Annotated in this window: 11 protein-coding genes and 1 pseudogene; 7 read left to right on the top strand and 5 right to left on the bottom strand. The window is 43.4% G+C overall.

Translation table 11 applies throughout. The features are described from left to right. Positions 1–115: 115 nt before the first annotated feature. A complete protein-coding gene (locus tag N0824_RS08750; RefSeq protein WP_108936470.1) occupies positions 116–2,686 on the bottom strand; it encodes a TIGR03960 family B12-binding radical SAM protein in 2,571 nt (856 codons plus the stop codon). 255 nt (positions 2,687–2,941) lie between these two features. Here N0824_RS08750 and N0824_RS08745 point away from each other — a divergent pair, with 255 nt between their 5' ends. The 6 genes from N0824_RS08745 to N0824_RS08720 all read left to right on the top strand — a co-directional run bounded on the left by N0824_RS08745 (position 2,942) and on the right by N0824_RS08720 (position 7,593). Next, positions 2,942–3,724 carry an ABC transporter ATP-binding protein gene (locus N0824_RS08745; RefSeq protein WP_108936469.1) on the top strand — a complete coding sequence of 261 codons (783 nt, stop codon included), beginning with the start codon at positions 2,942–2,944 and terminating at the stop codon, positions 3,722–3,724. 46 nt (positions 3,725–3,770) lie between these two features. Then, complete coding sequence (locus N0824_RS08740) at positions 3,771–5,105, top strand: MlaD family protein (RefSeq protein WP_108936468.1); 1,335 nt, start codon at positions 3,771–3,773, stop codon at positions 5,103–5,105. Positions 5,106–5,227: 122 nt separating this feature from the next. Continuing rightward, entirely contained in the window at positions 5,228–6,331 is a 1,104-nt protein-coding gene (wecB, locus tag N0824_RS08735; RefSeq protein WP_108936467.1) for a non-hydrolyzing UDP-N-acetylglucosamine 2-epimerase, read from the top strand. 3 nt (positions 6,332–6,334) lie between these two features. Next, positions 6,335–6,820, top strand: coding sequence for a crossover junction endodeoxyribonuclease RuvC (locus tag N0824_RS08730; protein ID WP_002763127.1), 486 nt, complete (start codon positions 6,335–6,337; stop codon positions 6,818–6,820). Positions 6,821–6,928: 108 nt separating this feature from the next. Further along, positions 6,929–7,273 (top strand): type II toxin-antitoxin system RelE/ParE family toxin, encoded by a 345-nt coding sequence (locus N0824_RS08725; protein WP_232306098.1) that lies wholly within the window; start codon positions 6,929–6,931, stop codon positions 7,271–7,273. Continuing rightward, on the top strand, positions 7,270–7,593 hold the full coding sequence (locus tag N0824_RS08720) for a helix-turn-helix transcriptional regulator (RefSeq protein WP_008196506.1): 324 nt from the start codon (positions 7,270–7,272) through the stop codon (positions 7,591–7,593). The genes N0824_RS08725 and N0824_RS08720 overlap by 4 nt, the downstream gene beginning before the upstream one ends. Here N0824_RS08720 and secF read toward each other — a convergent pair. From secF to N0824_RS08700, 4 genes and pseudogenes are all read right to left on the bottom strand, one after another. Continuing rightward, positions 7,590–8,522: a protein translocase subunit SecF gene (gene secF, locus N0824_RS08715; RefSeq protein WP_108936466.1), complete on the bottom strand. Its 933-nt coding sequence runs from the start codon at positions 8,520–8,522 to the stop codon at positions 7,590–7,592. The two genes, N0824_RS08720 and secF, sit on opposite strands and share 4 nt — an antisense overlap. A 168-nt stretch (positions 8,523–8,690) precedes the next feature. Then, positions 8,691–10,097: a protein translocase subunit SecD gene (secD, locus tag N0824_RS08710; protein WP_108936465.1), complete on the bottom strand. Its 1,407-nt coding sequence runs from the start codon at positions 10,095–10,097 to the stop codon at positions 8,691–8,693. Between the two features lie 26 nt (positions 10,098–10,123). Beyond that, positions 10,124–11,107 (bottom strand): alpha-ketoacid dehydrogenase subunit beta, encoded by a 984-nt coding sequence (locus N0824_RS08705; RefSeq protein WP_002742584.1) that lies wholly within the window; start codon positions 11,105–11,107, stop codon positions 10,124–10,126. Between the two features lie 434 nt (positions 11,108–11,541). After that, a pseudogene (locus N0824_RS08700) lies at positions 11,542–12,730 on the bottom strand (RNA-guided endonuclease InsQ/TnpB family protein). A 91-nt stretch (positions 12,731–12,821) separates the two neighbouring features. On the opposite strand from N0824_RS08700, the gene N0824_RS08695 reads away from it, so the two are divergent. Then, positions 12,822–14,390, top strand: a complete 1,569-nt coding sequence (locus N0824_RS08695) for a YcjF family protein (protein ID WP_108936464.1) — start codon at positions 12,822–12,824, stop codon at positions 14,388–14,390. The last annotated feature ends 10 nt before the right edge of the window (positions 14,391–14,400 follow it).

Raw genomic sequence — 14,400 nt, 5'->3', positions numbered from 1 at the left:
AAAAGGCATAGGAGAGCGGGGAGCAGGGAGAAACAATCCATAACTGGGTTTCTAGGCTTGAATTGGGAGTTAATCACACTATTAAAAACGGATTTGGCATGACGGTTGACAATGGTTAAGTCCCTAAAATCAAGCGCTGACGATGGCAATTAAGCAGCGAAATTTCCTGCCCAGAGACCCGTTCTAACATCTCGACGATATGATCGGGCTGCAGTAAAGTGCCATCATTGCGACAACTGCCCACATAGCACAAAACGGCTTGTTTGTCAACAGTTTTTAACTCTAATTCATATAATTGTTCTCGCAGATTAATCGTGACTTTTTTGCCGGATTTGGTGGTTTTTTCCCGTTCCATCACCGTTGCTTGCTTAATTGCCTCGATCCAATTTTGCCACTGTTGACAGTCAATTCCCTCACTATTAAAAGTGAGCAAATACTCGGCTTTTTCCAACAAACGGGTGGCAGCTGGAGCATTTAAGGGAATTTCTTCCACCTGATAAACTGGTAAGTCTGCGGGTAATTGTGCGGTTAATTGCTGTTTAAAAGTCTCTAAATCGATCACTTTTGTCAATTCAAAATCGACAATCTCACCGCTACTGGTTGCTCCCAAGGATAAAGCATTGGCGATCGAAATGCGCGGACCGGGGTGAAATCCACCGGTAAAGGAAATAGGAATAGCAGCCCGACGGACGACGCGATCAAATAAACGCACCAGATCCAAGTGGCTAACTAGGGCCATTTCGCCAATTTTGCCAAACCAAACCCGAATTCTTTGGGCGCGTTCTTGATTGGGTTGAAAATGTCCAGCAAAAGCGGGAATCGGGGGCGCTTCAATGACGATATTATGACCAAAATCGACGCTACAAACGCCACAATGGGAACAACCCTCAAAAGAACAATCGGGGACCGTTGCCGCGTCTAGGGCGCGTTTTAAGTCCTCCTCTAGCCATTTTTTATCGATACCGGTATCCAGATGATCCCAGGGCAAAGGACGCTCTAAAATATCTTTGTCTGCATCGGCAAAAATATTCCATTCTCCCTGTTCTACCTGACGATATTTCCAGGTTAAACCAGATTCTTCGATCGCCTGTGACCATGCTTGATAGGCTTTCTCTGTATTATCCCACCAAGCATCCATCCCGGCTCCCAATTGCCAAGCGCGCAGCACCACTTTCCCTAAACTTCTGTCACCGCGACCGATAAAATCTTCCATAGCCGAGATGCGGACATCGGTATAATTGACTTTTACCCCTCTCATGCCTTGGAATTCCTGTCTTAATAACTCCTGTTTGCGGATAAATTCGGCCGTCGAGACGGAATGCCACTGGAAGGGGGTATGGGGTTTAGGCGTAAAATTCGAGATAGTTAGGGTAAAATCCAGGGGTTTCCGCTTTGGTAAACGACATTCCCGACGCAACCAGCGCACCGTTTCCACGATACCGATGACATCCACATCGGTTTCCCCCGGCAAACCGATCATAAAATAGAGTTTGACCTTATCCCAACCCTGTTCGACAGCAGTTTTTATCCCTCTGAGTAATTCTTCGTTGGTTAACCCTTTGTTAATCACATCGCGCATTCGTTGGGTTCCCGCTTCTGGTGCAAAGGTTAAACCCGATTGACGATTGCCCCCAATTATGTTAGCAATATTTTCGTCAAAGCGATCGACTCTTTGACTGGGTAAGGATAGAGATATATTCTCATTCTGGAGACGGTTTTTAATCTCCATACCCACGGCAGGTAAAGCTAGATAATCGGAGCAACTGAGAGATAATAAAGAAAATTCGTTATATCCCGTCGCTCGCATTCCTTTTTCAATCGATTCGATTACTGCTTCCGGTTGCACATCCCGCGCGGGACGGGTTAACATCCCCGGTTGACAGAAACGACATCCCCTCGTGCAACCGCGACGAATTTCCACCACCAGGCGATCGTGAACCGTTTCCACGAAGGGAACTAAACCGATAGAATAGGCTGGGATAGGAGTAGCTACCCGGCGTAAAATTCTTTTCGGTACATCGTCACGATTGGGGATAACTGCACCGATTGGGGTGACATCGTAGAAACGCGGCACATATACCCCCGGAATTTGGGCTAAATCTAGTAATAGTTCTTCTTTGCTTAGATTAGCTAGTTTACCCTCTTCTAAAATTAAACCGATTTCTGGCAATAATTCTTCGCCATCACCAAGGGCGATAAAATCAAAAAAGTCGGCGTAGGGTTCGGGGTTAGAGGTGGCAGTTTGTCCCCCGGCAAAAATTAGCGGATAGTTACCCGAGTCTCTTTCTCTCCAAGTCAAGGGAATTGTGGCTAGGTCGAGCATTTCTAAAATATTGGTAGCTCCTAGCTCATAACTGAGACTAAAACCCAGAATATCAAAATCTGTGAGGCAACGACGGGATTCTAGGGCAAATAAGGGGGTTTTTGTCTGTTTGAGTTTTTGGGCTAAATCCGGTGCGGGTAAATAAGTGCGATCGCAGAGTTGGCGGGGTTGAGCATTGAGGATATTGTAGAGGATAATATGACCGAGATTAGATGCCCCCACTTCGTACACTTCCGGATAGGTTAACACCCAACGAACCACAGCACTTGCCCATTCTTTATGTTTAGCGCCTAACTCGTTGCCCAAATAACGCGCCGGTCGAAAAATGTCGGGGGTGAGCAGTTGGTCTAAAGCAATAGTCACGGCAATCTACCTCAGATATCGTCAGCAATGGGTGCTTTTCTACTATAGCAGCCAGAATCGAGTCGGGAGGCAGGAGACTCCGAGACAGGAGACACGAGATTATGTTTATTTGTTCTCCCCACACCCCACACCCCACACCCCACACCCCACATCCCACACCCCGCACCCCACTTCCTAATTCATAATTCATAATTCATAATTTCCACTTCCCCATCTCCCTAAAATTCCAGAGGTTATTAGGATAATTAAGCGACGATGAAAGAACCGTTAATTGAATTGAGAGGAGTATCGAAAAGATTCGGGGATAATGTTATTCTCGATGGTTTAGATTTAACCATTTATCGAGGGGAGGCCCTGGTAATTATCGGGCCGTCGGGAACGGGAAAATCAACGGTTTTACGGTTAATTGCGGGATTAACGGGGATAAATGCTGGAGAAATTCGTATTAAAGGCCAATTGCGTCAGGGATTGCTAGAAGATGGTCGGGAAGCGATGCGAACTTCCTTAGTTTTTCAACAAACGGCCCTGTTTGATTCTCTCACCGTCGGGGAAAATGTCGGTTTTTATCTCTATGAACAAACTAAGTTAAAAAAAGCCAGAATTAGGGAATTAGTGGAAAAAAGCCTGGAAATGGTCGGTTTACAGGGAATTAGTGACCTTTATCCTTCGGAACTATCGGGGGGAATGCGTAAACGGGTGGCTTTTGCCCGCGCTATTATCACTAATCCCGATAATCCGGCCGATAATCCCGAATTACTGCTGTATGATGAACCTACCGCCGGATTAGACCCGATAGCTTCCACAATTATCGAGGATCTAGTGCGGACTCTCCATGAAAAATCAGGGTCTGCGAACACTTATGTGATGGTTTCTCACCAACAAAGTACCATCCGACGCACCGCCGATCGAGTAGTATTTCTCTATCAGGGAAAAGTGCAATGGCAGGGAGTGGTGGCAGATATCGATCGTACCGATCATCCCATGATCCGGCAATTTTTTAGCGCCAGCATTGAAGGCCCGATTAGGACAATCGTTTAAGCTAGATTAAGCTAAATTAAGAACTATCGAGAATGAGAGAAAAATCATGCAGAGTTCGCGAGCTTTACGGGAAGGAAGACTAGGTTTGTTTGCCCTAGGCGGATTATTGGTCTTTGGGGCGCTCGCTATCTGGGTTCGCGGGGGGGGATTTGGTCAAAGAACTTATCAATTAATCTTCGAGTTTGCCGACGTGGAAGGGTTACAAGTCGGGGCGCCGGTACGTTTTCGCGGGGTGAGAGTGGGAAGAATTACGAGTTTTATCCCGGGGAGTAATCAAGTGGAAGTTATTGCCGAGATCGCTTCTGCTACTTTAGTTATGCCTAGGAAGGTAACTGTTACTACCAATCTTTCTGGATTAATTGGGGAGGCAGCCATCGATATCACTCCCTTAGTTTCTTTAAGTGCTGAGGCCAAAAATCTCGACCCTCTGGGTCCCGACTGTGATCAACAGTTAATTCTCTGTAATAATAGCCGTTTACAGGGGACAACAGGAACACAATTAATGTCTAGTATTGGTCGTTTAGTGGATACTTTTACCAGTCCTGAATTTGTGGGTAATCTCAATGATGTCACCAAAAATACCGCTATAGCGGCCCAAAAAATCGCCCGTTTATCCGATGATACCTCCCAGACTATTCGTAATGCCCAAAGAGAAATCTCTCGTCTATCTTTGGAATTAGCTACCACCAGTCGCTCGGTCACTAATACAGCTAATAATGCCTCCCGTTTTGTCAATACTTTAGATAGTACCGTGCAGGAAAATCGCAGTCAAATCAGCCGGACTTTTCAACAATCTTCTCAATTAGTCGCTAATCTCAATGCTGTTCTCAGCGAAAATCGCGGACAAATTGTTAATACTCTCGGTAATATTAATCGAGCTAGTTTAGGTATTGGCAGTCTTGCTAATAATCTCAATAATACCGCCCTGAGGTTGAATGCTGGTTTAGATGAAATTGATACTAAACAAGTCATGCAAAATATCGAGACTATTTTGAATAATGCGGTGGAAACATCAAATAATTTACGAGAAATTACTAAAACTATTAACGATCCTGCTACAATAGTCCTGCTGCAAAAAACTCTCGAATCCGCTAGGGTGACTTTTGAAAATACTCAAAAAATCACCTCGGATATTGATGAGTTAATCGGGGATCCCCAATTTCGCGAGAATTTAAGACGTTTAATTGATGGCTTAAGTAATCTGCTTTCTTCCGGGGAACAATTAGAATATAATTTGCGTATCGCTCAAACTTTAGATACCATGACCCAAGAGTTAGCTAAACAAAAAGTTTTGACCATCTCTCGACCTTCTTTAAATCCTCAGCAAATGCAACTCTATCCCCAATTTATTGTTCAACAACCCCCCACGAGTGAAAAATGACAAAACAGCACAATTCAAGCGATGAATTATGAATTATGAATTATGAATTAGGGAGAATAAATAAAAATCATCTCCTGTCTCCTGTCTCCTGACGGCTAAAATAACTGATAACTGATAATAATATGTCGAAATCAATTTGTATTACTCTTGGAACTCGTCCCGAAGCGATTAAATTAGCTCCCGTTATTCGTGCTTTTCAAGAATCGGAACAGTTTCAAACCCATGTAATTCTGACGGGACAGCATAAAGAAATGGTAGCGCAGGTGATGGAATTATTTGCTTTAAAAGCAGATGAAAATCTGGATATTATGCAAACCCGTCAAACCTTAACTGATATTACTTGCCGCAGTTTACGCGGTTTAGAAACAGTTTTTGAGCGCATAAAACCAGATTTAATTATTGTGCAAGGTGATACTACCACTGCTTTTGCTGCTGCTTTAGCGGCTTTTTATCAACAAATTCCTATCGCTCATGTAGAAGCAGGATTAAGAACTAATGATATCTATAATCCCTATCCCGAAGAAGCTAATCGCCGCCTAATTTCTCAACTGACTACCCTACATTTTGCTCCCACTACTTTAGCCGTGGAAAATTTACAAAAATCTGGGGTGACAGGAAATATTCACCACACCGGCAATACGGTTATTGATGCTTTATTAACCGTAGCCCAAACCGCGCCAGAATGCCAAATTGCGGGCTTAAATTGGTCAGATTATCGGGTTTTATTAGCCACGGTTCACCGCCGGGAAAATTGGGGCGAACCCTTACAGGATATTATCAAAGGATTCACTTTGTTGTTAGAAAAATATACCGATACAGCCCTATTATTACCCCTCCATCGCAATCCCACCGTCCGAGAACCAATTCAGTCTGCTTTGGGCAATCATCCCAGGGTATTTTTAACTGAACCTCTCGATTATGCCGAGTTAGTGGGGGCGATTCAACGCTGTTATTTATTATTAACTGATTCCGGGGGCATTCAAGAAGAAGCCCCCAGTTTAGGAAAACCAGTTTTAGTATTGCGAGAAACCACAGAAAGACCAGAAGCAGTAGAAGCGGGAACAGCGAAATTAATTGGGACTAATCCGGAGCAAATTTTAGCCGCAGCGGGAGAATTATTAGGGGATAAAATCGCCTATGATCGTATGGCTAATGCAATTAATCCTTTTGGAGATGGACAAGCATCCCAAAGAATCCTCCAAATCGTCCAAGATTTTTTGGCTTAATCTATGACTACTTGGTTGGGTATCGACCCCGGATTAGCGATTGTCGGTTGGGCTATTCTCCGGGATAATAGTGAGTTAATGCCGATTTTAGTCGATTACGGCACGATCGAAACTTCTAAAAATCTTTCTACTGCCCAGCGTTTGATTGAAATTGAACGGGATTTAAAGGAGTTAATCGCAGAATATAAACCGGGAGAAATTGCCGTAGAAATGCCCTTTTTTAACCGGCAAATCAAGGCAGCCGGTGGAGTCCTGCAAGCATTGGGAATTATCAATCTGGTTAGCTGCCGCGATGGGGGAATTGAACCGATTTTCCTCCATCAAGCTAGTTGGAAATGTCATCTGGGCCATGGTAGGGCCACTAAAGCTGAGGTGGCCGAACAAATTAAGTATTTATTCGGATTGACAAAAATGCCTATTAATGATGCTGTAGATGCTATAGCGATCGCCTATGCCGCTTTTAGTGGCGTTCGCAATCAAATCTCTTGAAGCAATTTGACCCAATTGGTCAAAAAATTTAGCTGACAACTAAAAGCCATCTTTGGATTTAGTATAATGGGGCTTGACAGGTGGTATCAGTTATATCACCATAAGCGAATGCGTAATACCCGTCCTATATCTTGGATTAAAGCGGCACGGAAAGATTTTCAAAAGTTTCCCAAGGAAGCCCAAGAAATTGTACTTGACGCTTTAACTATTGCAGCAGAAGGGGCAAAATCATCCCTAACCAAGCCTTTTAAGGGGATAGGTTCTGGTGTGTTCGAGATTGCTCTACCTTTCAAGGGGGATGCCTATCGAACTATTTATGCTGTCCAGTTAGGTGAGGCTATCTGGGTGATTCATGCCTTCCAGAAAAAATCCCCAAAAGGGATCAAAACACCACAGCAAGAAGTCGAAGTTATCAAAGCACGGCTCAAGCGATTGAAGGAGGAACTCTCATGAGTGAAGAACAATTTGAACTGGTACAAGGTAGCGGGAATGTGTACCGCGATTTTGGCGATGTAGATGCGGACGTGCGACAAGCGAAAGCACTGCTTGCTGCTGAAATTATCAAGGTTCTGGAGAAGGAAGACTTATCAACCCGCGATGCTCAAGTGCGAACTGGAATTAATCACAGTGAATTTGTTCAGATTCGCCATGCTAATTTGGAACGCTTTACTATTGACCGTTTGATATCAATTTTGGGTCGTCTCAATCAACAGGTTGAAATTACTATTACGACCTATCCAAGACCGACTGATTCTTCACCAATGGCATCCTAACTGTAATTGAGTGTGGGTCGATGGGAACGACCGCGCCACCAAGCTAGTAGGGTACTAGCGATAAAAATACTCGAATAGGCCCCCGCTACAAAGCCAATAATTAAAGCTAGGGCAAAATATTTTAAGGTGGTGCCACCAAAGAGAAAAATCGCCACCAGAGGCAATAAAGTGGTCAGGGTGGTATTAATTGAACGACTTAGGGTTTGACTCACCGCATTATCGACAATTTCATCCACGGATAATTCGGGGGTATTAGCAAAATTTTCCCGGACGCGATCATAAATTACCACTGTGTCGTTAACAGAAAAGCCCACAATTGTCAAGAGGGAAACCAAAAATAAACTATCCACTTCTACCCCCGCAATTAAGCCTAAAACCGCAAAGACCCCTAAAGTGATCAAAACGTCGTGCAGCAGGGCGACAATGGCAAAAAAAGCGTAATCCCGTTGAAAACGGAAGCTGAGATAGACGGCAATGCCAAAAAATGACACTAATAAAGCTAAAAATCCCGACCTAAATAATTCTTGACCGATGGTGGGCCCGACGGTATCGATTTGACCGGTTTCGGGGTCAAAGGTGCCAATTTTCTCATTTAAGGTGTCGAGTAATTTTGTTCTCTGTTCTTCTGCCAGGGTTTTAGTCCGCACCGATAAAGTATATTTATCCAATACCTGCACACTACTGTTACCCAATCCTTCCTCTTCTAAAATTGCTTGCACTTCGGCAGTAGTTAAGGGTTTCTCACAGGTATTCTTTTTAGCACAGGCTAATTCTATCTGAATTCTCGTCCCACCAACAAAATCTAAACTCGGTCGTAAAGGCGCTTGAATAGTGAACCAAGAAATCACCATGGCCAAAATACTGCCAATCGTCAGCAAGGCCGAGACTGTCCACCAAAAATTACGCTGTTTTGTAACGTTAAATGCCATATCGATTAAGTAACAAGGAACAAAGGAGACAGGAGTAGGGATATTTTTCAGTTATCAGTAAGCAGTAATCAGTGGGAGAATAACTGGTAACTGATAACCGATTAACACTGTTAACTTAAAACTCCAATCTGATAACTGGTAACTGATAACTGATAACTGATAACTGAATTATTGGTTTACCGGTAAATTAGGGCAGAAAAGTTGCGGTTTTTGACGGACGCTGGGGACGTTTAACACGGTGATTAACAGGAGAGTGCGACTACAGGTTAAAGCAGTAAACATACTCACAGCTACCCCAATGGCTAAAGTTAAAGCAAAACCCTTGACTAATCCTGAACCCAACCAAAATAAGGCAGCACAGGCGATTAAAGTAGTGACATTACTATCAAGAATACTGGAAAAAGCCCGATAAAATCCCGACTCTACTGCCCGAAATAGGGATTTTCCGGCCCTTAATTCTTCCCGGGTACGCTCAAAAATCAGTACATTTGCATCAACTGCCATACCGATACTGAGGATAAATCCAGCAATACCGGGTAACGTCATCGTGACTCCCACTAGGGCAAAAGCCCCCAGAGAGAGAATAGTATAGATAATCAGGGAAATATCGGCAATAATACCGGGTAAACGGTAATAAACCGCCATGAAGATTAAAACTAACAGTAAACCCACTAAACCAGCGTAGATACTGCGACGGATGCTATCCTGGCCTAAAGTTGCCCCAACGGTGCGAATTTCTTCCACTTTGACGGGAAAAGGTAGGGAACCACCGCGCAATTGAATCGCTAGATCGTTGGCAGTTTCGGCGGTAAAATTACCAGTAATCACGGCCCGGCCTCCTGTGATTCCCGTTTGGGCAAACTCCACACCAACTACAGGGGCGCTAATTAATTCATTATCGAGGAAAATCCCAATACTGCGACCAGTACCCGCGATCGCTTTAGTCAGTTCGGCGAATTTACTGCCCCCTTCCGAGTCGAAAGTAATGGCCACTTCCCAGTTAGTGCCTTGGGTGGAACTAATGGTGGCATTTTGCAGATTTTTTCCGGTTAAGTCCACCGATTCAAATAAATTTAAAATTGCCTCTTTAGATTTTTGCAGAGATTGTTCTAGTTCGGCAATTTTAGCGGCATTTTCGGGTTTATTCTCGGCTTTGAGGGCGGTTAATTCCGCCTTTTTTTGTTGAAAAATCGAGTATTCAGCTCGAAATTCTCCTTCTGTACCTTGTTTTTGCTGACGAAATTCTAATTGGGCCTGAACATTTAGGTTTCTCTCAGCTTCTTTGGGATCTGTGACCCCAGGTAGTTGCACGATTACCTGATTTTTACTGTCCACAGTCTGCACTAATGATTCAGAAACACCGAGGGCATTAACGCGATTTTCAATCACATTTTGTACGGCTTTTAAATCATTAGGTTGAATGGTTGTCACGGTTTCAGTGGGTTTAACCTGAATGGTTAATTGACTACCACCGCGCAGGTCTAAACCTAATTGTAGGGGCAACTTAATCAGGATAAAGATCGAGGCAACAACTAGGCCGATGATCAGTAAGAATAACCAATTTTGTCTCTGCATAACTTCAGTATCAAAAGGAGAATTTGTTAAATGCGATCACCAACCATTTTTTGGACAGCTTCGACAATTTGATTAGGTTGAATAATCGTCAATCTTTCTAGATTACCGTTATAAGGTGTGGGGATATCTTGGGAAGATAATCTTAACACGGGGGCATCCAATTCATCGAATAACTGCTCGTTAATTAAAGCAATTAACTCAGAAGCAATTCCCGCCGTTTTCATACATTCTTCCACGATAATCACCCTGTGAGTCTTGCGAATCGAAGCGGCGATCGTCTCCATATCAAAGGGTTTCAGGGAAATTAAATCGATAATTTCCGGATCATAGCCATCTTTTTCTAACTGTTTTAATGCCTGTAAACAGTGATGACGCATCCGCGAATAGGTGAGAATAGTTATATCTTCTCCCTTGCGAACGATTTCCGCTTTATCGAGGGGTAAAAGATACTCGCTATCAGGTAAATTTTCCTTGAGATTATAGAGAAGAACGTGTTCAAAGAAAAGCACGGGGTTATTATCTCTAATCGCCGATTTTAATAAACCTTTGGCATTGTAGGGAGTGGAACAAGCGACAATTTTTAGGCCGGGTACCGCGTGAAAATAGGCCTCTAAACGTTGGGAATGTTCCGCCCCTAATTGTCTCCCCACACCCCCCGGACCGCGGATAACCATGGGGATTTTAAAATTACCGCCGGAAGTATAACGTAACATCCCAGCATTGTTGGCAATTTGGTTAAAGGCAAGCAAAAGAAAACCCATATTCATGCCTTCAATAATCGGACGTAATCCCGTCATGGCTGCCCCCACTGCCATGCCCGTAAAACTATTTTCAGCGATGGGAGTATCTAAAACCCTTAAATCGCCATATTTTTTGTAGAGATCTTTGGTAACTTTGTAGGAACCACCGTAATGACCCACATCTTCACCCAAAACAAATACTGTCTGGTCGCGGCCCATTTCCTCATCGATCGCCTGTCGCAAAGCATTAAATAATAGGGTTTCTGCCATATCAAGTCCCCGCTTACAATTCGGTCATCTTATCACTAAACTTATTATCTTACCCCTTTTCTGACCCGAAGGGGGAGGGAATTATGAATTATGAATTATGAATTATGAAGTGGGGAAGTGGGGAGAGGGAATTATGAATTATGAATTATGAATTATGAATTATGAAGTGGGTAGATAGGGAGTAGGTAGGTGGAGGACGTAGGTTGGGCTTCGGCCGTGAGCTTTTGCCGAACGGTTAAAGCATGAAACCCAACGCCCGCATGGGTTACGCTACTGCTCCTACAAATAATTGTGCCTCCCTACTTCATAGATAATAGTCTATTCTGGTTCCCGACAATCGGCCAGCAAAGAACTAAGATCAAGATCAAGGAATCCCCTACCGTTAAAGCTGTTGACATCCTCGCCGCCGTAAAACGGACGGTGATTCCCAAACCTCACGATTTGGGTTTCTGCTTCTTTCTCTTGCGGGGTTCCGCACCTGCCTTAACAGATTTACTCTGTTCTGGTCTTATGGTCGCTCTACAGACTGACACCGCAAGCCCTGCGGCCAAAATGTTTTTACTAGCGTTAACATCTCGGTCATGGTGAGTCCCACAGTCTGGACAATCCCACTCTCGAATATTTAACGGCATTTTCAAGGGCAATATACCCGCAATTACTACACCTTTTAGAACTAGGAAACCATCTATCTATTTCGATGTAGTTTCTCCCATACCAACGGCATTTATAGGCTAACTGTCGAGTGATTTCTCCCCAACTAACATCAGATATTGCCTGAGATAATTTCGGGTTTTTGACTATATTCTTGACGGCTAAATTCTCAACTACAATCGTTTGGTTTTCCCGAACTAATTGAGTGGTTAGCTTATGTAAATGGTCTTTTCTGCTATCGGTGATTTGAGCGTGAATTTTGGCTACTTTGATTCTTGCTTTTTCCCGATTTTTTGACCCTTTCTGTTTTCGAGAAAGATTTTTTTGTGCCTTTCGCAACCTCTGATAATGTTTCTTAAAATGCTTAGGATTAGACACTTTATCGCCATCGCTGGTAATCACGAGGCTACTAATTCCTAAGTCAATTCCAATGGCTTTATCTGTTACTGGTAATGGCTTAATTGTTGGGTCATCAAATCTAATTGATATATGCCAACGTCCAGAAGGATGTAATCTGACTGTTACTGTGCTTGGTTCACAGCTTTCTGGTATTTGTCTTGACCATCGAATCGCTAAGGGTTCCGTGCATTTGGCTAAATAGATTTGTCTGTCTTTAAATTTAAAAGCAGATTTGGTAAATTCGGCACTTCCTCCTTGATGTTTTTTCTTGAAGTTAGGATACTTAGTACGACCAGCAAAGAAATTAGTGAAAGCTGTTTGTAGGTGTCTTAACCCTTGTTGTAAGGGTACACAGCTTACTTCATTGAGAAAGTTTAATTCTTCTTGCTTTTTCCAATCAGTTAGCATTGAAGAAGTTTGAGCGTAGCCTACTCTTTCTTGTCTTTCATACCATGCTTGTGTTCTGAGATGGAGTGCCTTATTGTAAACCAATCTTACACAGCCCAAAGTGCGCCGCAATAGCGACTCTTGTTCGGGTGTGGGGTAAAATCGGTAAGAATAGGCTTTTTCCATGTCTCACATTTTAGCATATATTTCGTAAATGTGCTAATATTTAACAGTAAAGCCGTCGTAGAACGACGGGGTTTCAGACCCAAAATTTCCGATGAAATTACCCCGTCTTGCCACTTTAATCATTGGTCTGAGCTTTATTTTCGGATTAATGTTGTGGTTAGTCAACTCTATCTATCGTCTTTACATCCAGATCGCCTTTACCGCTCCTATCTTAGCTAATATTCTGCTTTTGCTCATTATCGGACTGCTGGGCTTGCTGATATACGTTCTTTTGTACTACTTTTATCTGCTGCCCCAGCGCCCAAAAAGTCGCCGCGGGTTGCATTCTTCCTCCCGTCCACCCCTAAAATTACCAGTAGAAAAAACCGAGGCCGCCGGGGAAACCTTAAAAGCTATCCGACAACAGGTGGAGCAAATTCAAGATAAAGTAACTCAACAGGTTTTTATTAATCGTTCCCAAGAAATTGAGCGAAGTTTAGCCAGAAAAGAAGTTAAAATCATCGTTTTCGGCACAGGATCGGCGGGAAAAACCTCCCTAATTAACGCCCTCATCGGTCAAATGGTGGGCAATGTGGAGGCAACCATGGGAACCACGGAAAAAGGGGAAACCTATAGTTTAAAAATGAAAGGTGTGAATCGGGAAATTCAAATTACCGATACCCCCGGCATTCTCGAAATTGGTGCAGCCGGAGGTCAAAGGGAACAGTTAGCGCGACAATTAGCCACGGAAGCAGATTTACTTTTATTTGTCATCGATAACGATATTCGACAATCGGAATACGGCCCTTTATTGCGTTTAATTGATATTGGTAAACGTTCTCTCTTAGTCTTTAATAAAATCGATCTCTATAGCGACGAAGATCGAGAAATGATTTTAAAACAATTACGAGAACGGCTAAAAGGAGTGATCCTTTCCGCCGATATTATTGCCGTCGCCGCTAATCCCCAACCAGTACAGTTAACCGGTGGACAAATCATCACACCAGAACCAGATATTTTAGCTTTAATTAAACGTTTGGCTTCAGTTTTACGGGCCGAAGGGGAGGATTTAGTGGCGGATAATATCCTCTTACAATCCCAAAGATTGGGGGAAGAAGCTAGGAAAATTATTGATCGCCAACGTCGTCGCCAAGCTGATAAAATTATCGATCGCTATCAGTGGATCGGTGCGGGAGTGATTGCGGTGACTCCCTTACCAGTGTTCGATCTGTTAGCAACGGCGGCGGTTAATGCTCAAATGGTCAGGGAAATTGGTCAAGTTTATGGCTGTGAAATTAACAGCGATCGAGGCAAAGAATTGGCTGTATCTTTGGGTAAAACTCTAGTTAGTTTGGGAGTGGTGAAAGGAGCAGTAGAATTATTAGCCAGAATCCTACAATTAAATTTTACTACCTATATAGTCGGTAAGGCAATTCAAGGGGTCAGTGCCGCCTATTTAACCCGCATTGCTGGCAAAAGTTTTATTGAATATTTCCGTCAGGATCAAGACTGGGGCGACGGTGGTATGACGGAAGTGGTACAAAGACAATTTCAACTCAGTCGCAAGGAAGAATTTATTAAGTCTTTTGTGGCCGATGCGATCGGTAAAGTGGTACAACCTTTTCAGGATGATTGGCAGCAAGAAGAAGTTTTAGAAGCTACTCGCGAGGATGATTGGTAAAGATCGAACC

Source organism: Microcystis sp. 0824, assembly GCF_003112475.1.
Classification (GTDB): domain Bacteria; phylum Cyanobacteriota; class Cyanobacteriia; order Cyanobacteriales; family Microcystaceae; genus Microcystis; species Microcystis aeruginosa_C.
The sequence above is the reverse complement of the archived record's forward strand: the minus strand, read 5'-3'. Positions and strand labels throughout refer to the sequence as shown.

Bases quoted from the DNA above. Each gene is read 5' to 3' on its own strand.
- secF (WP_108936466.1), bottom strand. From the start codon at position 8,522: ATGGCATTTAACGTTACAAAACAGCGTAATTTTTGGTGGACAGTCTCG.
- N0824_RS08745 (WP_108936469.1), top strand. From the start codon at position 2,942: ATGAAAGAACCGTTAATTGAATTGAGAGGAGTATCGAAAAGATTCGGG.
- N0824_RS08730 (WP_002763127.1), top strand. From the start codon at position 6,335: ATGACTACTTGGTTGGGTATCGACCCCGGATTAGCGATTGTCGGTTGG.
- secD (WP_108936465.1), bottom strand. From the start codon at position 10,097: ATGCAGAGACAAAATTGGTTATTCTTACTGATCATCGGCCTAGTTGTT.
- wecB (WP_108936467.1), top strand. From the start codon at position 5,228: ATGTCGAAATCAATTTGTATTACTCTTGGAACTCGTCCCGAAGCGATT.
- N0824_RS08720 (WP_008196506.1), top strand. From the start codon at position 7,270: ATGAGTGAAGAACAATTTGAACTGGTACAAGGTAGCGGGAATGTGTAC.
- N0824_RS08705 (WP_002742584.1), bottom strand. From the start codon at position 11,107: ATGGCAGAAACCCTATTATTTAATGCTTTGCGACAGGCGATCGATGAG.
- N0824_RS08725 (WP_232306098.1), top strand. From the start codon at position 6,929: ATGCGTAATACCCGTCCTATATCTTGGATTAAAGCGGCACGGAAAGAT.
- N0824_RS08740 (WP_108936468.1), top strand. From the start codon at position 3,771: ATGCAGAGTTCGCGAGCTTTACGGGAAGGAAGACTAGGTTTGTTTGCC.
- N0824_RS08695 (WP_108936464.1), top strand. From the start codon at position 12,822: ATGAAATTACCCCGTCTTGCCACTTTAATCATTGGTCTGAGCTTTATT.